The sequence below is a fragment of the Pinibacter soli genome, from assembly GCF_029961145.1.
Classification (GTDB): domain Bacteria; phylum Bacteroidota; class Bacteroidia; order Chitinophagales; family Chitinophagaceae; genus Pinibacter; species Pinibacter soli.
In genome coordinates this window covers 1409950-1427367 of record NZ_JASBRG010000007.1, presented here as the reverse complement: position 1 = coordinate 1427367, position 17418 = coordinate 1409950, and the positions used below count along the sequence as shown (strand labels likewise).

At 41.2% G+C, this 17418-nt stretch carries 15 protein-coding genes, 1 tRNA gene and 1 pseudogene; 16 read left to right on the top strand and 1 reads right to left on the bottom strand.

The annotated features are described in order from the left end of the window. The first annotated feature begins 13 nt into the window (after positions 1 to 13). The 8 genes and pseudogenes from traJ to QJ048_RS23475 form a co-directional block, all read left to right on the top strand. A complete protein-coding gene (gene traJ / locus QJ048_RS16335) occupies positions 14 to 1132 on the top strand; it encodes a conjugative transposon protein TraJ (protein WP_282335471.1) in 1119 nt (372 codons plus the stop codon). A gap of 31 nt (positions 1133 to 1163) precedes the next feature. Then, positions 1164 to 1769 carry a conjugative transposon protein TraK gene (gene traK, locus QJ048_RS16330; protein WP_282335470.1) on the top strand — a complete coding sequence of 202 codons (606 nt, stop codon included), beginning with the start codon at positions 1164 to 1166 and terminating at the stop codon, positions 1767 to 1769. Positions 1770 to 1771: 2 nt separating this feature from the next. After that, complete coding sequence (locus QJ048_RS16325) at positions 1772 to 2227, top strand: hypothetical protein (RefSeq protein ID WP_282335469.1); 456 nt, start codon at positions 1772 to 1774, stop codon at positions 2225 to 2227. Between the two features lie 6 nt (positions 2228 to 2233). After that, on the top strand, positions 2234 to 3607 hold the full coding sequence (gene traM, locus QJ048_RS16320; RefSeq protein ID WP_282335468.1) for a conjugative transposon protein TraM: 1374 nt from the start codon (positions 2234 to 2236) through the stop codon (positions 3605 to 3607). A gap of 26 nt (positions 3608 to 3633) precedes the next feature. Next, positions 3634 to 4476 (top strand): conjugative transposon protein TraN, encoded by an 843-nt coding sequence (traN, locus tag QJ048_RS16315; protein ID WP_282335467.1) that lies wholly within the window; start codon positions 3634 to 3636, stop codon positions 4474 to 4476. Positions 4477 to 4527: 51 nt separating this feature from the next. Beyond that, positions 4528 to 4809, top strand: a complete 282-nt coding sequence (locus tag QJ048_RS16310) for a hypothetical protein (RefSeq protein WP_282335466.1) — start codon at positions 4528 to 4530, stop codon at positions 4807 to 4809. 457 nt (positions 4810 to 5266) lie between these two features. Then, entirely contained in the window at positions 5267 to 5407 is a 141-nt protein-coding gene (locus tag QJ048_RS16305; protein ID WP_282335465.1) for a hypothetical protein, read from the top strand. Then, a pseudogene (locus QJ048_RS23475) lies at positions 5404 to 6180 on the top strand (recombinase family protein); the annotation flags it as partial. The gene QJ048_RS16305 and the pseudogene QJ048_RS23475, both read left to right, overlap by 4 nt. A 733-nt stretch (positions 6181 to 6913) precedes the next feature. Here the strand turns inward: QJ048_RS23475 and QJ048_RS16300 are convergent. Continuing rightward, positions 6914 to 6987, bottom strand: a tRNA-Arg gene (locus QJ048_RS16300). A gap of 84 nt (positions 6988 to 7071) precedes the next feature. Here QJ048_RS16300 and ung point away from each other — a divergent pair. The 8 genes from ung to QJ048_RS16260 all read left to right on the top strand — a co-directional run bounded on the left by ung (position 7072) and on the right by QJ048_RS16260 (position 17415). Further along, complete coding sequence (gene ung / locus QJ048_RS16295; protein ID WP_282335464.1) at positions 7072 to 7743, top strand: uracil-DNA glycosylase; 672 nt, start codon at positions 7072 to 7074, stop codon at positions 7741 to 7743. Between the two features lie 126 nt (positions 7744 to 7869). After that, complete coding sequence (locus QJ048_RS16290) at positions 7870 to 8628, top strand: lysophospholipid acyltransferase family protein (RefSeq protein ID WP_282335463.1); 759 nt, start codon at positions 7870 to 7872, stop codon at positions 8626 to 8628. Positions 8629 to 8889: 261 nt separating this feature from the next. Beyond that, positions 8890 to 9390 (top strand): carboxypeptidase-like regulatory domain-containing protein, encoded by a 501-nt coding sequence (locus QJ048_RS16285; RefSeq protein ID WP_282335462.1) that lies wholly within the window; start codon positions 8890 to 8892, stop codon positions 9388 to 9390. Between the two features lie 404 nt (positions 9391 to 9794). Continuing rightward, on the top strand, positions 9795 to 10559 hold the full coding sequence (locus QJ048_RS16280; RefSeq protein WP_282335461.1) for an MBL fold metallo-hydrolase: 765 nt from the start codon (positions 9795 to 9797) through the stop codon (positions 10557 to 10559). Positions 10560 to 10855: 296 nt separating this feature from the next. Then, complete coding sequence (locus QJ048_RS16275) at positions 10856 to 11386, top strand: DsbA family protein (protein ID WP_282335460.1); 531 nt, start codon at positions 10856 to 10858, stop codon at positions 11384 to 11386. Between the two features lie 138 nt (positions 11387 to 11524). Beyond that, complete coding sequence (locus QJ048_RS16270) at positions 11525 to 12748, top strand: Pycsar system effector family protein (RefSeq protein WP_282335459.1); 1224 nt, start codon at positions 11525 to 11527, stop codon at positions 12746 to 12748. 90 nt (positions 12749 to 12838) lie between these two features. Then, positions 12839 to 13711, top strand: a complete 873-nt coding sequence (locus QJ048_RS16265; protein WP_282335458.1) for an SdiA-regulated domain-containing protein — start codon at positions 12839 to 12841, stop codon at positions 13709 to 13711. 98 nt (positions 13712 to 13809) lie between these two features. Beyond that, the gene (locus QJ048_RS16260) at positions 13810 to 17415 is read left to right on the top strand and encodes a BamA/TamA family outer membrane protein (protein ID WP_282335457.1); all 3606 of its coding nucleotides are present in this window, start codon (positions 13810 to 13812) and stop codon (positions 17413 to 17415) included. Positions 17416 to 17418 lie beyond the last annotated feature (3 nt).

Below are 17418 nucleotides of genomic sequence, written 5' to 3'. Positions count from 1 at the left end.
TAAAAAGTGTAGTATGAAACGGTGTAGAAAGATAATCGCCTGGATGGCTTGCGTACTGTTGCCCTCATCGCTGTTTGCGCAAAATGGATTAGGTGATGAGATAACGGGCTTGCGTTCCGTGCTGGATCAATTGTACAAAGAACTGATACCGCTCTGTTCGCAGCTAATCGGTGTGGGAAGAGGCATCGCTGGATTTGCCGCCCTGTGGTACATCGCTTATCGAATCTGGGGACATCTTGCCAGGGCAGAGCCCATCGATTTTTATCCCTTGTTCAGACCCTTTGTGGTGGGATTTGCGATTATCATCTTTCCTTCTTTAATCCAACTCATTAATGGTGTCATGCAACCTACGGTCAGTGGCACAGCCGCGATGGTTAGTCATACAGATGATGCCATAGCTGCGCTTCTAAAACAAAAAGAAAACGCTATTAAGCAAACGGATGCCTGGCAGATGTATGTGGGGCTGACAGGAAGCGGCGACCGGGACAAGTGGTACAAATACACTCACCCAAAACAAGATCCTGGTGATGAAAATTTTGTCGATGGCATTGGCAATGATATAAAATTTGCGATGGCAAAAGCGTCTTACAATTTCAGGAATTCTATTAAAGAGTGGATGAGCGAAGTCTTGCAGGTGTTGTTTGCTGCCGCGTCTCTTTGTATCAATACGATCCGAACGTTTAATCTCATTATTCTTGCTATTCTTGGTCCACTCGCGTTTGGATTGTCAGTATTCGACGGTTTTCATCATACGATCCGACATTGGTTTGCGAGGTATATCAACGTGTTTTTGTGGTTGCCCATTGCCAATATATTCGGTGCGGTGATCGGAAAGATACAGGAGAACATGCTAAAGATTGATCTTAGTCAAATCAATCAAAATGGAGATACTTTCTTTAGCCGGACGGATATGGGTTATTTAGTTTTCCTCATCATCGGCATTGTCGGATATTTTACCGTTCCTTCCATTGCCAGTCAAATACTTTGGGTCGGGGGAGGTGATGCACTCACTTCAAAAACAACCGGCCTTACGATGAATACAGCAAGCTCCGCTGCTAGTATTGCCGGATCGGCCGCAGGTTCCGTTGCCAGTCAAACCGCCGAAAAGGGCCGCGAAATGATGGGACTCTAAGCAATAAAAACTTACAAGGATGTTTTCAAAAATGAAACAAATAGATACCGCTTTCCGGTATGTACGGATGTTCACGTTCATCATCATAACAGGATCATTATCGCTGTGTGGGTTTGTGATCTACAAGAGTTATGAACTGGCAACGGCTGCCAAAAACAAAGTATATGTGCTGGCGGGAAGCAAGGCGTTGGAAGCACTCGCAGCGGATAGGAAAGACAATGTGCCGGTAGAAGCAAGAGATCATGTGTATATGTTCCATCATTATTTTTTTACACTCGATCCAGATGATAAAGTTATCCAGAGAAACATCACCAAGGCATTGTATCTCTCCGATGCTTCCGCCAAACGTCAATATGAAAACCTGAAAGAATCCGGTTATTACTCCAATATTATTGCAGGCAATATCAGTCAACAAATCAGTATTGACAGCATTAACGTCAACGTAGATAGCTATCCGTATTATTTCCGGTGCTATGCTACACAGCAAATCATACGGGCGACGTCTTTTGTGTATAGATTACTCATCACCGAAGGGTATTTGCGCAATGTGGAAAGAAGTGATAATAACAGTCACGGCTTCCTGATTGAAAAATGGCACACGATTGAAAATAAAGATGAAAAAACAGTCAATCGATAAGTATGTTCCAGCTTTTCAAACGACATAAAAAGCCAGCATCTCCGTTATGCCCATTTTGGAACAAGACGGCGCTGGTAATACAAGCGAGACAAAGGCGACTGGCGTCGTGGCTTGAACAAAGAACAAGGTTATGGAGCAAGCGAACATGGCAAACAGTGCTGATCTTTTTTTGCATTGGCGCTTTTATAATAGGTGGTTGGTTGATCCGTGTTGCTTTTGTAAACACTCCTAATACAATCTCTGTGCAGGAGCTCATTAAACCTCCTCCAATAGTTCCAATTGAAACACGTGTTAATAATACGCAGAAGACATTGCACTATTTGCAACAACTAAAATGTCATGTGGATAGCCTAAAACAGAATGAAAAAAACAGTTTTGAAGAGTTGATAAAAAAAGAACCTCGTCTTTTAGACAGCCTAAATGGACTGATAGAATTATACAACGAACAACTAAAATAAAAACACATGCTACAGGATAACAGTACTAAAAAAGGATATACGCAAAAGTATTTGAGGCAGCGAAAGTTCTTGCTGTTCCTGCCAGCCTTTGTATTGCCACTTATAAGTTTTTTGCTGTGGTCATTAGGCGTGATCGGTAGCAGGCCATCAAAGGATACTTCAGCAATAAAAAGCAACGCTTTAAACATGACGCTGCCGGGTGCCAATACTGCCAGAGATAGTTCATGGAGCAAACTGAATTTTTACGAAGCAGCGGATAAGGAAGCGGCACGCAAAGCCTCGCTTGCCAGGAATGATCCTTACTACCAATTATCACCATTAGAAGATCAGGAAGTGGTTGATTCCAACTTGTTGCCTGTTTCAACAAAAAGCAAAACTGTATTGAACACAACTTCAAAAATACCCGGGAACAATTTGTCGTCCTATTACGCTTCATCGAAAGACCCAAATGAAGTTAAAGTCTATGAAAAATTGGAAGCGTTGAATAAAGCACTGGTAAGTGAGCCAGATAAAAATGTGTCATCGCGATATAACGAAAAATCGGAGGCCATGCATGCGCTACAAACCAGTCAACCTGAGATTGACAAGTTGGAAGCCATGATGCAGCAGCTGCAAAATACCGGCAGCGCAACCAATCCTGAAATGGAACAGATCAATATGATGCTGGAAAAGATACTGGACATACAACATCCCGAAAGGATAAAAGAGAAGTTTGCAGAAAGGGAGCAGCCCTTGCAACAACATGCCACATTGAGTGCGATAAAACCTTCAGATGCATTAGTGGCTTCTGTTTTGCAACCCGAAGATGTCAGCACAATAATAGATACAGTCACTACTTCGCGAGAGCCTAATGAAACCATAGAAACCAATAAGTTTTATTCGTTGGGAAATGAAGAAGAACGTGTTGAAAAATCAAACATGATTGAGGCGGTGGTTCCGGAAGCGCAAACACTTGTCAGCGGGGCCGTTATAAAACTGCGATTAGAAAATGACATCTATGTCAATGATGTTCTTGTTCCTAAGGGTACGTTTGTATATGGGACATCTTCCATTAATAATGAACGTCTGGTTATAAATATATCGTCGATCAAATGTCTTAATAATATTCTTCCGGTGGCTTTATCTGTTTATGATCTGGATGGCTTGGAAGGTATCTATACGCCGGGAGCGATCACAAGAGATGTTGCCAAACAATCATCGGATCAGGCCATGCAGGGTATGTCGTTGTCGGCGCTGGATAATTCAGTCGGAGCGCAGGCAGCAACTGCCGGAATACAGGCAGCAAAAACATTGATAAGTAAAAAAGCAAAACTGGTGCGTGTTACAGTCTCGGCGGGTTATCGGGTTTTGTTGCGCGATACCAAAGCGAAACCGGAATAGAATTTATAACAAGTAAAAACAAGGATATGAAAAAGTGTGAAAGAATTGTGATGCTGGCAATGAGTGTGCTGTTTTTTGTTAAAGCACATGGTCAATCAAAAGATGCCAGTATAGAACTTAGGGGCATTAAGCAATATGCGCTGGAAATAGGGTATTGTAAAACCAGCAATATCATTTTTCCCGCTAAAGTTGTTAGTGTTGATAGGGGTAGTCAAACTATAATTATACAAAGAGCCAAAGGTGCAGAAAACATTTTGCAATTAAAGGCGGCAAAGAAGCAGTTTCCTGAGACCAACCTAACCATCGTAACGGCAGATGGGAAATTTTATTCCTTTTTAGTGAACTATTCTGATGCACCACAGATGTTGAATGTTAGCATTGGCCAGGAACAAGAAAAAGACGAACAACCGATACTGCTAAATGGGGGGAGGGATATTTTTTTACTGGAAAAAGAAAAAAGCGAAATCGCAAAACAACATTCTTTTTTAAGGAGAAAACATACCAACCAAAAAGTCAGTATAAATCTTAGAGGTATTTACCTGGGCGAACAGTCCATGTGGTTTTCTTTTGGACTAAAAAATAAATCGTTCATTGATTATAAGCCTGCTGATTTTCGCTTCTTCATAAAAGACAAGCACCGTTCAAAAAGAATGGCCGTACAAGAACATGAAGTAGTGCCTGTTTGCTCAAGCGAGTTGTCTGCACTAAAAGGATTAGAGGATACATCTATTGTAGTTGCATTTATTCCTTTCACTATCCCATCAACAAAGAGGTTAGTGATCTCAGTCAGCGAAGAGGGTGGTGCTCGTGAATTGGTCTTGCGGATCAAGCATAATGTACTGGTAAAAGCAAGACCAATTACCCGGTAAGAATTCCGAAAAGTTGGGGTACTAATAGCTAAATGTTAAATCATCTCTAACATGAAATATTTTATTGTTCGAAAAGGAGTGGAGTTTGTGATCTACAAGGTAAGTGACGAACTCGAACAAGCATTCCGCCAGAAATATGATAAGGAAATCCTTATCGAAGAAAATGCTTTAACGGATGCATTGATAAGGTTTGAACAAGAGTTTATGTTCTCCATTGACTTCAACACGGAAAACTCATTTCCATCTGAAAAGGACACAGGCTCTGCGGGAGCGCAACCTGCCAGCGATAAGATGGAAGGCGGGGATAGTGATCCACCAGGTAAAGCCCGATAAGGGCTTTATCCTTTTAAGGAATTAACATCAGTGCAAGTAGCTGCTTTAATGATAGAGGGAGTAAAATGAATGAGAAAGATAAAAATATTATCTCCACACTTTTAAACGACGACTGTTTAACATCGACGCAGTTGACCGTTTATTTAGCAATGTATCTGATATTGTTAGAACGCGGGTTTTCTGACAGGGTTTTTATTTCGAGAAGGGAAGTGATGCAATTGTCAAGGATCAACTCTTTTGCGACCTATCATAAGAATATTCAACATCTCAAAAGATTAGGTTATATTGAATACCTTCCTTCGTATCATCCACACAAGGGTACTATGATCATTTTTAATTTTAAAATTTCCTGAAAGTAAGTACAGGGTAGTCATAGTGTAATTAATCTTTATTCGTACTTTAGATAAAGAAGTGTTACCTGCACCGGTTTTGTGAACATTGTAAATGAGGAGTGTGTATGGAAACAATTTCGCCAGAAAAAATAGTTGAGATTTTAAAAGAGCACGGAACGCATGTGACAATAGAGGAAGCAAAGATTATTCTGGAATTTATGAATAACCTGGCAAGTATTGCCATAAACGTGTATGTAGGAAAATGAATGCAGATTTATATATCCGTGTGAGTACCGATGAGCAGGCCGATAAAGGCTTTTCTCAAAGAGACCAAGAAGAAAGGTTGCGCAAGTATTGTATGAGCAATCAAATTACTGTTCGCAAAGTCATTTTGGAGGATCATTCCGCAAAGACCTTCGAGCGTCCTGAATGGATAAGGGAAATTGCCGACCTTAAAAAAAGAAAGGGACAGGTAGATGTTATTTTGTTTACCAAGTGGGACAGGTTTAGCCGCAATGCGGGTGATGCCTATCAAATGATCAATATCTTGAGAAAATTAAGTGTTGAACCTCACGCCATAGAACAGCCGCTTGATATGTCCATCCCCGAGAGTAAGATCATGCTTGCAGTTTATCTTGCTACACCCGAAGTAGAAAATGACAGGAGAGCCCTAAATGTCTTATATGGGATGCGCAAAGCAAAGAAGGAAGGGCGTTGGATGGGGCCTGCACCAATTGGGTATAGAAATAAAATTACAGAAGATGGTAACAAATATATAGCGCCGATAGAACCAGATGCAGGGATTCTTAAATGGGTTTTTAACTCGTTCGTCAACGGACAAATTGCAGTTGAGCAACTATATAAAGAAGCTCGCCTGAAGGGACTTAAATGCTGCAAAAGTCAATTCTGGAATTTGCTCAGAAATCCTGTTTATTGCGGAAAGATCTATTTGTCAGCATACAAGGATGAGTCGGCTAAGGTCGTTGCAGGTTTACATGAGCCTATTATCTCGGAATCTCTATTTTACGATGTGCAAGATTTGCTCGATGGTAAAAAGAAAAATTATCGTACCAAACTTGGAACTCAGGAAATAATGCAGCTCCGTGGTTATTTACTTTGCCCTCTGTGTGGTAAAGTGCTAACGGGAAGTGCTTCCCGAGGCAGGTCGGGTCGTTATTATTACTATCACTGTACCTCTTCGTGTGGAGCGAGGTTTAAAGCAGAGGTAGCAAATGACCTTTTTGTGAGAGAGCTAGGAAAATTAATTCCCTCATCAGGAATGATTGATTCTTATAGACATGTGATAAGTTCCGCCTACAAGAATCACTCGCAAGGTCGAAGAGGGCAGGTTAAACAATTAAATGAACAGTTAGATCAAGCTAATGAGGATATTGTTAAGGCGAGAAGATTATTGCTGAGGGAGGAAATAACACCGCAGGATTATAAAGAAATAAAAGCGGACAGTGAAAAAAGAATAGAACAGTTAGAAGTTAAATTACTGGAAGCGTCTAAACAAACTGATAATATCGAATTGTTATTGGATAAAGCGATAAGTTCTTTGTCAAGACTTGACCAATTATATGTGAATGCTGATGTAAAAAGGAAGCGTCAGATCATTGGTTCGATATTTCCCGAAAAAGTCATTTTTAATGGAGATAATTATCGAACCGCAAGATTGAATAAGGCAGTTGAGCTAATATATAGTCTGGACAAGGATTTGCTGGAAAATAAAAATGGACAAACCAAAGAAAATTTTGATTTGTCCACTGCGGTGAACCGGATTGGATTCGAACCAATGACCTACTGCTTAGAAGGCAGTTGCTCTATCCAGCTGAGCTACCGGTCCTTTTTGAATTTTTTTCCCTAACAGTTTGTTCGAGAAGGCTGCAAAAGTAAAAAATGTTTAGTTTGCACCCAAACAATTTTTGTAATGGATGTAAAAATAGATGAAAGTTGGAAGGAAGCGCTTAAACAGGAATTCCCTAAAACCTACTTCCAGCAAATAGTTACGCACCTGAAAACAGAAAGAATGACCGGTGAAACTATTTATCCACCGGGATCATTAATTTTCAATGCATACAACCTTACACCATTTAAAAACGTAAAAGTGGTGATTATCGGCCAGGATCCTTATCACAATCCCGGTCAGGCGCACGGACTGAGTTTTTCTGTGCCCGACGGCGTAACGCCGCCACCTTCCCTCATCAATATTTTTAAAGAACTGCACTCTGATATAGGTATGCAGATACCCAAATCGGGCAATCTTACCAAATGGGCAGAGCAAGGCGTAATGCTACTCAACGCATCTCTTACGGTCAGAAAAAACGAACCTATGAGCCATGCAAAGATCGGATGGGCAGAGTTTACAAATAGCACTATCAAAAAAATATCGGAACAAAAAGAGAATGTGGTTTTCCTTTTGTGGGGAAAATTTGCGCAGGAGAAGCAGGAGTTGATCGATGAAACAAAACACCTTGTATTGAAAGCTGCACACCCTTCACCGTTTAGTGCAGATAAAGGTTTTTTCGGTTGCCAGCATTTTTCAAAAGCAAATAATTATCTCGTAAAAAATGGCATCGACCCCATCGATTGGAAATTATAAAAAGTAAAAATCAAAAGTAAAAACTTTAGACTTGTATAGTCAACAGCATTTTGAATTTTGCCTTTTTACTTTTGCTTTACCATTAATTCAGTAAACCGGATTGACCAATACAACTTTTCGCAGCACATGAGAATCATAAGGGAGATACTTGGAAGAATATTCGCATTATGGGGCCTCTTGATTTTTTTCATTACCATGCTTGTAGCCTTGCCCATTATTTGGCTAACGGGTTTTTATGAAGAACCCAAAAGCACCATCAGTTTTGTAAAAATTGCAAAAAGGTGGATGCATATTTATCTGTATCTGATCGGTTGTCCGGTGTCTGCAAAAGGACAACAGAATTTTAAAGAAGGGGAAACGTACATAGTGTTGTGCAATCACAATTCCCTGATGGATGTACCGCTTTCATTTCCTGAAATTCCGGGTGGTAACAAAACTATTGCAAAAGCAGAATTTGCAAAAGTACCGCTGTTTGGCATGATCTATAAAAGAGGCAGTGTGCTCGTGGACAGAAAAAGCGATGAGAGCCGCAGAAAAAGCATTGACGCCATGAAGAAAGTTTTGCTCTCTGGCATGCACATGTGCATCTATCCCGAAGGTACCCGCAATCAAACCAATAAACCCCTGAAAGACTTCTATGACGGTGCTTTCAAACTGGCAACAGATACCAAAAAGCCGATTATTCCGGGGATTATTTTCAATACAAAAGAAACGTTGCCTGCGAGCAAGTTCTTCTTTTTGTGGCCACACAAATTGTCCATTCATTTTCTACCGCCCATTTATATTGACGACAATATTTCCAGCAAGGAGCTAAAGGAAAAAGTGTACAAGGTGATGGAGAAGTATTATGTGGAAATAGCAGTGCTGAATAACGGAAGCAATTAAGAATTAGGAATTAAGAATGCTTTCTGCGCAGCTTTAGTTATCAATCGATGCATAACCTATGTGGAAACTGATTGTTCAGTCACAATCGATTTTACTTAAAACAGAAAATACGTTACTAAATTCAAACGAACTTGCCGGGCAACAATTCATAATTCCTAATTCTTAATTCAAACTGTTTTTCCTCTCCGCGTAAACCTTTTTCCCGATTGCGCTTTCTATTTAAGTGTCATCGTTACAATTTTGCTGGCAAATTAAAAGCTTATGCACAGGAAATACTGCAAGCAGATTTGTAAACTACTATTCATTCTTACACTTATTATATTTTCAACTCCGGTAATTTTTGCAAACGACATAGAAGATGGCAATGGCACCATCAAAGGAAAAGTTACAACCAGTGATGGCAGCGCGGCGGCAGCAGTGTCGGTAAAATTGAAAGGCTCAAAAAAAGTTGTTGCAACCGAAGACGACGGCACGTTCATTTTTAAAAACATAAAGCCAGGTAATTATCAATTAGAAGTTTCACTGGTGGGCTATGAAGAAGTGTTGCAGGAAGTAACTGTGATAGAAAAAACAACAACGAGTGTTGCGATTCAATTGACTGTGACAAATAAACAACTAGAAGAAGTTATCGTGAGCGCATCAAACAATAAGCTTACAAAAAAAGAAAGCGACTATGTGGCTAAGATGTCTTTGAAAAACCTAGAGAATCCGCAACCAGAACAACAACAGGCGTGTTCACATTGCCTTCTTACACCGTGTTGAACGCATCTTTGTTCTACAACGCAGACAAATTCACAATCACAGCGAAACTGGATAATATTACCAATAAAGAATATTACAAAGGATGGTCAACAATCGAACCTCAAATGCCGAGAAGGTTCGCAGTCGGTATGTCTTTCCGCTTCTAGTTTTTATCATCTACAGTTTGATTGCAAGTGCGTCCTTCGGGGCGCATTTTTTTTAATCGCAGAGTTAACAGAGTTTTTTTTACAGAGGAAAGGAGAATATTCACATTCATATGATCTTTTGTTTTCTGCCGTTGTGTATTGATGATTTGCTACTTATGTTAGCTGCTCTTCTCCTTCCCTCTGTGAAAAAAACTCCTTCCCTCCGTGGTGAAAAACAAGTGCCGAAGGCACTCAAAAAAAATCGTTTATTTGCAGCTCATGGCACTCTACATCACATCTTTAAATTCGGGGAGTAACGGGAACTGTTACTACGTGGGCAACGAGACAGACGCTATTTTTATAGACGCAGGAATTTCCTGCCGTGAAACGGAAAAAAGAATGCGCAGGCTTGAGTTATCGATGGATATAGTGCGGGCAATTTTTATTTCTCACGAACATACCGATCATATAAAAGGCGTGGCGGTATTGGCAAAAAAATACCGGCTGCCCGTGTATATTACAGCAACAACTTTGCAGTATGCAGGACTCTTGCTGAACGATCATGTCGTAATGCCCCTTCATGGCAACTCTATTATAAACGTTGGCGACCTGGTGGTGACTGCATTTCCAAAATTGCACGATGCGGCTGATCCACATAGTTTTATGGTAAGCCACAATAATATCAATATTGGTGTGTTCACTGATATTGGATTTCCTTGCGAACAATTGAAACATCATTTTCAGAAATGCCATGCGGCGTTTCTTGAAACAAATTATGATGAGGAAATGCTGGAAAAAGGGCGCTATCCCTATTTTCTTAAAAACCGAATTCGCGGCGGCAAGGGGCATTTATCGAATACACAGGCACTGCAGGTTTTCAAAGATCACAAGCCTTCATTCATGACGCACCTATTGCTTTCTCATTTATCAAAAGACAATAATAATCCTGAGCTTGTTCAAAATCTTTTCACCGAACACGCTAACGGGACCGAAATAATTGTAGCCTCAAGATTTGCTGAAACCGCTGTTTATTGCGTCAGGTAAGAGTTGCTACTCACTGGGTTCTCGCTTATTTTTAACCACAGAGGAAATGAGTTTTTTTCACAGAGTGAAGGATGATTGTTCATTATAAGCAATTGCTTATCGGAAGAAAGAAAAGGAGGGAGTTGCACCAATCTCCGTTTCCTCTTTGAAAAAAACTCCGTGAACTCTGTGGTAAAAAAACTGTGGAAACTCTGTGTCCTCAGTTCCTCAGTGGCAAACAAGTGCCGAAGGTACTCCCTAAGGTTGCTTCTAAACATATTCCTCCCTAAATTGTATTACAATCAAAAACAACACTCATGCCGTTAAGACCACCGGTGTCCGACCACGACCATATAGAGGGGAATTTTTTTGCTACCATAGAATTGGTGGAATATGGCGACTATCAATGTCCGCATTGCGGACGTGCATACCCGATAGTAAAAAAGCTGCAGGAAACGTTTGGCTCCAAACTTAAATTTATTTTCCGCAATTTTCCTTTAGCTAAAATTCATCCCGAAGCGACAATAGCTGCAGTCGCTACAGAGGCTGCAGCACGCCAGGAGAAGTTTTGGGAAATGCACGATATTATTTTTGAAAACCAGCAGGATCTTAGTCGCGAAGCACTGCTTAAATATGCAAAGCAGTTGGGGCTTGATATAGAACAGTTTAATTACGATCTTGATGATGAAATGTTGTATGAAAAAGTAGACAGCGACTTTGAAACCGGCATTCGCAGCGGCGTTAATGCCACACCAACTTTTTTCATCAACGGAGAAAAATATAACCTCGGTTGGGAAGGCAACAGGCTGGAGCAATATATCAAAAGCAGTATTCTGGGAGAGGGGTGAAGCGGAGGTTGTTTTCTAAATTGTTTTAATTTACTGAGACTGAGTAACTGAGGGGTTGAACTATTGAATAATTAAATTATTGATGAACTGGCTGACGTTCAAGTTCAGTTATTCAGTCATTGCCACAAAACCACTCATATGAACTACGCCCAAAAACTTGCGGATATAAAACATGAAGTCACGATTTTTTTTCAGATTAATGATAAAGGAATTTATTCCTACCACAATCTCGCACATACGCAAAACGTAGTAGCCAATGCCGGAAAAATTGCCCGCTATTACAAGCTTGATGATAAGGATTCGTTCATTGTAAATGCGGCTGCGTGGTATCACGATACTGGTTATCTCATCGGAGGGGGAATGGATCATGAGCAGGAGGGAGCCGCTATGGGCGAAAAGTTTTTGCTTGCAAGAGGTGTAGATCAATCCATTATAGAAGCTATCAAAAATTGTATACTCGCTACAAAGCTGCCGCAGGCGCCACAAACCTTGCTTGAGCAGATCGTATGCGATGCGGATCTTTATCACTTGGGAACGGAAGAATTCAGGGAGCAAAATAAACAGGTTAGGAAAGAAATGGAGCATAGGTTCGGTAAAGAAATATCAAAACAGGAATGGCGATTGGGAACGATAAAACTTTTTGAATTTCATCATTATCATACAGATTATGCACACAAATTTCTTGATCCTGTTAAGCAACAGAATCTTGAAAAGTTGAAGAAGAAAGAATCGGAAGACGAACACAACAAAGAAAAGAAAGTGAAAAAACCAAACCATACAGGAGTAGGAGAACAGCCGGCTGCAACAGAAAATAAAAAACAGAAACCAGACAGACCGGAAAGAGGCATTGAAACAATGTTTCGCATCACTTCCAACAATCACCAGCGACTGAGTGATATGGCCGACAATAAAGCGCATATCATGATCACGACAACATCCATCATTTTATCCGTATTGCTAAGTGTGATGTTGAGGAAGCTGGAGGACAACCACCATCTTATCATTCCAACCATTTTATTGCTGGCAGTATGTGTCGTAACAATGACGCTATGTATTTTGTCAACACGTCCATCTATACCTCCGGGAACTTTTATCCCTCAGGATATTGCAGATAAAAAAGTGAACCTCCTGTTCTTCGGAAATTTCTATCGCATGAATTATGAAGAGTATAGGGATGCAATGAAATCCATGATGAGCGATCGAGAGTTTCTTTATGGTAATCTCACACGCGATGTGTATTCGCAAGGCGTAGTGCTGGGGCGCAAATACAGGCTGCTTCGTGCAGGATACAACGTCTTCATGTTTGGAGTGATTGTTTCTGTAATTGCTTATTCAATAGCGGCAATATTCTTTGCTCATTAATAAGTTCTGTTGTTATGCAAGCGCTGTCAATTCATAGCGAGATGATCACAATAAAAAGTGCGACTTAAAAGTATTTAAAGTAAAAAAACTATGACGTGGATTCGTAAGACATATTTTTTAAGTATGCTGATGGCTCTGCTCACTTTATTCGCCTGCGATTCTGTCGACGGTGACGATGGCGATAAAAAAAATAAATTGCCCCATTACGACTTGTCAAAACCTGAGCGTTTTACCATGCCTGAAACATTGCTGGAAATTTCCGGGATCAGTTTTCCCAAAGGTAAAAATGACACTGTTTACGCGATCCAAGATGAGGAGGGGAAATTGTTTAGGCTAGCATGGGGCACCAAGAAGCAATACCATGCAAAGTTTGCAAAAGGCGGCGATTATGAAGATGTGAGCATTGCCAATGATAAAGTGTATATTCTTAAAAGCAGCGGGAGTATTTACGTAATAGATTTTGGTGATGCTGTGTATGAAGAGATAGATAGCACAACAGAATGGAAGGGCCTGTTGCCAAAAGGTGAATACGAAGGTTTGTTTGCAGAGGAAGCTACAAACAAACTATACGTGCTTTGCAAAAACTGCGAGACTGATGAAAACAAAGATTTTGTAACCGGCTACATTTTGCAGGGCGGTGATTCATTATACCAAACAGGAAGTTTTACAATTGATGTGCAGTCCATCAAACCCTTTACCGGAAAGGTTAAGCGGGGATTCAGGCCTTCTGCCTTAACCAAAAATCCAATCACGGGAGAATGGTTTATTTTGTCAGCGGTCAATAAATTATTGGTCATTACAGACGGTCAATGGAAAGTGAAGGGCGCGTATCACTTAGACGGTAACATGTTCAATCAACCGGAAGGTATTGCATTTGATGCGGAAGGCAACATGTACATATCAAATGAAGGAGATGATTTGTCAGCAGGAAATATTTTGAAGTTTAAGAGAAAAGAGAAATGATAGGCAATGTACGATGTACGAAAGTCATTCGGATGCAACACTATAAAGAGTTTCGTACAACATACGTCGTACACTGCAAACAATACCAAACCAATTCGATGAGAATTTTATTAACCATACTAACCCTCTTATGCTTTGGTGCATCGTACGCTCAGGACAGCATTCAGCACCGGGTAATATTTATTGGTGATGCGGGTGAAATGAATCCTGCACAGCAAAAGGCACTAATACATGCTTCCAATCACATACTGCAGGGAAAAACGACCGTGATGTATTTGGGGGACAATGTGTACCCCAGGGGAATGGCGCTGCCGGACGCCAAGAATGCAGACAAAACAAAACAAATACTGCAATCGCAATTTCAACCGATGCGGGCAAAAGGGGCACCCGTATACTTTGTGCCGGGCAATCATGACTGGGACAAGATGGGGCCTAAAGGATTGTCGAAAATTAAATATCAATGGCAGTATTTGGAGGAACAGAACGATTCATTGTTGAAGTTGATTCCGCCAAACGGTTGCCCTGATCCTGTGGAGATACATCTTACCAATGATCTCGTAATCATTGCCTTTGACAGCGAATGGTGGTTGTTTCCCTTCGATAAAAAAAATGAAGACGCTGATTGTGACTGCTACACAAAGAAAGATGTGCTCGCCAAGCTTGCGGAAATGCGTTACCGGAATAGAGGCAAGATTGTTTTGCTCGCATCGCATCATCCGTTTCAAAGCTATGGCGTACACGGCGGCAAGTTCACGTGGAAGGATCATATTTTTCCGCTAACATCGGTCAGCAAAAACTTATACATCCCATTGCCTGGTATCGGTTCACTGTATCCTTTTTTGCGTTCTACTTTTCCCAACCCGGAAGATTTAAAACATCCATTGTACAAGGATATGATCAACCGTGTAGATGCTGTGTTTGAAGGGGCGCCTAATCTTGTGCATGTCGCAGGACATGAACATGGCTTGCAATTCATTGAAGATAAAGGCACACAGGTTGTAAGCGGCGCAGGAGCAAAACATACCAATGCAAAAAAAGGAAAGGGCTCCTTGTTTGCAGATGCCACGCAGGGGTATGTTACGGTTGATTTGCTGAATACCTCAGCGCTGCGTGTGACGTATTATATCTACGAAGATGATACGGTACATCAGGCCTTCACTTATACAATACCTTATGCACCCGAGCAGGAAATAGTTGCATCAAACAGCGTGCCCATAAAAGAAGATAGTGTTGTAGTTAGTGTACATGCGGCATACGATTCTGTTGGGAAGACTCATCGCTTTTTCTTTGGCGAAAATTACCGAAAGGAATGGGCCGCTCCCACAAAGCTCCCGGTGTTGCGCATCTCTGAATTGTACGGAGGTTTAAAGCCGTTGCAACTCGGCGGTGGTATGCAGTCAAAATCATTAAGGCTGGAAGATAAAGACGGAAAAGAATGGGTAATACGCAGCGTTGAGAAATTGCCAGACGCACTATTGCCTGATGCGCTGAAAGGTACATTTGCAAGGGATTGGTTGGATGATGTAACAAGTGGCCAGCATCCTTTCTCCGCCTTGGTTGTGCCGCCAATTGCGAATGCTGTAAGGGTGCCACATGCATCACCTGTTATTGGTGTATTATCTCCGGACAAGAACCTTGGCATGTATGGCAGAGTGTTTTCAAATCTTGTTGTGCTGTTGGAAGAAAGAGAACCTTTGGGCAAGTCTGACAACTCCGAAAAAATGAAAAAGAATTTGCAGAAGGACAATGACAATCAGCTTCATGCAAAAGAATTTTTACGGGCGAGAATGTTGGATGCGCTGCTGGGAGATTGGGACAGGCATGAAGATCAATGGCGATGGTACAACGACAATGATGACAAGAAGGCTAAAGAATATCTCGCTGTGCCACGCGATCGTGACCAGGTTTTTCACGTAGTGCAAGGCTTTATTCCTAAAATAGTTTCGAAAGAATATGTGCTCCCTACATTCAGAAACTTTGACGCGGAAATGTCGCACGAGAAATGGTTGTTGTACAAAACAAGATTTGGCAATGTCTATCCGGAGATGCAATTCACTCGTGAAGAGTGGAAGAAAGAAGCCGACAAATTTGCGAAAGCAGTTACAGATTCAGTAATAGAAGAAGCGCTGAAACGATTGCCTGCTGTATCTTACGCGATTCGGCATGATGAGTTGACAACCATATTGAGAGCTCGTCGTGACAGGCTTTCGGAAACGATGCTACATTATTATGACTTCATTCAGAAGATCGTTGACATAAGGGTGAGCAATAAAAATGAACTGGTGGAGATAAGCGATACGCCTGACAAAGGAATGAATATCCGCATTTCAAAGATCAACAAGGATGGCAAGGTGAAAGACGAATTGATGAACAAGACCTATCCTGCTAATGCCACTAAAGAAGTGCGTTTGTATCTTGGCGACGGTAATGACAGCGTAATTCTCAACAGTCCAGCATCGGCTGTTAAACTGCGCATCATCGGTGGCGATGACAGCAAGAGCTATAACATTGTTGATTCGAAGAACAAAGTAAAATTGTACGATAAGAATAATGGCTCTCATTTCACGGGCGATACGTCTCAATTGAAACGACATATTTCTGATGATAGTTTGAACACATCTTACACTCAAACGAATCTGTACAATATCTGGATGCCGATGGCATTGGTGGGTATTAATATTGATGATGGTCTTATTATTGGCGCGGGCTTCAAATACACGAAGCAGGAGGGTTTCAGGAAGTTTCCTTATGCAAGTATGCATCAATTGGTGGCGGGTCATTCGTTCTCCACAAAAGCATACCGGATCAGGTATAATGGCGAATGGATCGATGCTGTTGGTAAAGCAGATTTTACTTTACAGGCAGTAATAAGGGCGCCGAATAATACCATCAATTTCTTTGGCCGTGGCAACGAAACCGTCTACGATAAAACAGGTGATTACAAAAGATATTACCGCACAAGATATGGTGCCTATCAACTTGATCCTGCGCTGCGCTGGAATGGTAGAAAAGATGGTACGCTGAGCATCGGGCCATCATTGTATTATTATGCGTATGACTCAGAAGACAACAAAGGCAGGTTTATCGAGAATACTTCACACATCGGTTCGTACGATAGTTTAATCATTGATAAAAATAAACTGCATCTTGGTGGTCAGATAACATTGTTAAGCGACAAGCGAAACAGCAAGGTCATTCCGCAATGGGGCACCTATGTAAGCCTTCGCATACAGGCCTACAAAGGCATTGGTGAATATGCCAATGATTTCATGCAGTTTATACCGGAGGTGGCCCTGTACAAGAGTTTGAATCCCCGTGCGACTGTCGTGCTGGCAGAAAGATTTGGTGGAACTGTAAGTGTTGGCAAAACAACTTTTTATCAATCTGCATTTATCGGCGGACAAGAAAACTTGCTGGGCTACAGGCAATATCGTTTTGCGGGGCAACACAGCTTTTACAACAATCTGGAACTCAGAATAAAACTGGCAGATGTTGCTAATTATATTTTACCAGGACAATTGGGACTTACTGGTTTCTGGGATATTGGCCGTGTTTGGGAAGTGCCTGACAATTCGAACAAATGGCACAACGGTGTAGGAGGTGGCATTTATTTTGCGCCTGCATCAATGCTCTCTTTTAATTTTGTAATGGGATACTCTCCCGAAGGCTGGTATCCATATTTTACAATGGGATTTAGATTTTAATAC

What these genes read in the sequence shown, in the direction of transcription:
- traN (WP_282335467.1), top strand. Translation starts at nt 3,634, where the DNA reads ATGAAAAAGTGTGAAAGAATTGTGATGCTGGCAATGAGTGTGCTGTTT.
- QJ048_RS16260 (WP_282335457.1), top strand. Translation starts at nt 13,810, where the DNA reads ATGAGAATTTTATTAACCATACTAACCCTCTTATGCTTTGGTGCATCG.
- QJ048_RS16285 (WP_282335462.1), top strand. Translation starts at nt 8,890, where the DNA reads ATGCACAGGAAATACTGCAAGCAGATTTGTAAACTACTATTCATTCTT.
- QJ048_RS16290 (WP_282335463.1), top strand. Translation starts at nt 7,870, where the DNA reads ATGAGAATCATAAGGGAGATACTTGGAAGAATATTCGCATTATGGGGC.
- QJ048_RS16265 (WP_282335458.1), top strand. Translation starts at nt 12,839, where the DNA reads ATGACGTGGATTCGTAAGACATATTTTTTAAGTATGCTGATGGCTCTG.
- traJ (WP_282335471.1), top strand. Translation starts at nt 14, where the DNA reads ATGAAACGGTGTAGAAAGATAATCGCCTGGATGGCTTGCGTACTGTTG.
- QJ048_RS16280 (WP_282335461.1), top strand. Translation starts at nt 9,795, where the DNA reads ATGGCACTCTACATCACATCTTTAAATTCGGGGAGTAACGGGAACTGT.
- traM (WP_282335468.1), top strand. Translation starts at nt 2,234, where the DNA reads ATGCTACAGGATAACAGTACTAAAAAAGGATATACGCAAAAGTATTTG.
- QJ048_RS16310 (WP_282335466.1), top strand. Translation starts at nt 4,528, where the DNA reads ATGAAATATTTTATTGTTCGAAAAGGAGTGGAGTTTGTGATCTACAAG.
- ung (WP_282335464.1), top strand. Translation starts at nt 7,072, where the DNA reads ATGGATGTAAAAATAGATGAAAGTTGGAAGGAAGCGCTTAAACAGGAA.
- QJ048_RS16325 (WP_282335469.1), top strand. Translation starts at nt 1,772, where the DNA reads ATGTTCCAGCTTTTCAAACGACATAAAAAGCCAGCATCTCCGTTATGC.
- traK (WP_282335470.1), top strand. Translation starts at nt 1,164, where the DNA reads ATGAAACAAATAGATACCGCTTTCCGGTATGTACGGATGTTCACGTTC.
- QJ048_RS16275 (WP_282335460.1), top strand. Translation starts at nt 10,856, where the DNA reads ATGCCGTTAAGACCACCGGTGTCCGACCACGACCATATAGAGGGGAAT.
- QJ048_RS16270 (WP_282335459.1), top strand. Translation starts at nt 11,525, where the DNA reads ATGAACTACGCCCAAAAACTTGCGGATATAAAACATGAAGTCACGATT.
- QJ048_RS16305 (WP_282335465.1), top strand. Translation starts at nt 5,267, where the DNA reads ATGGAAACAATTTCGCCAGAAAAAATAGTTGAGATTTTAAAAGAGCAC.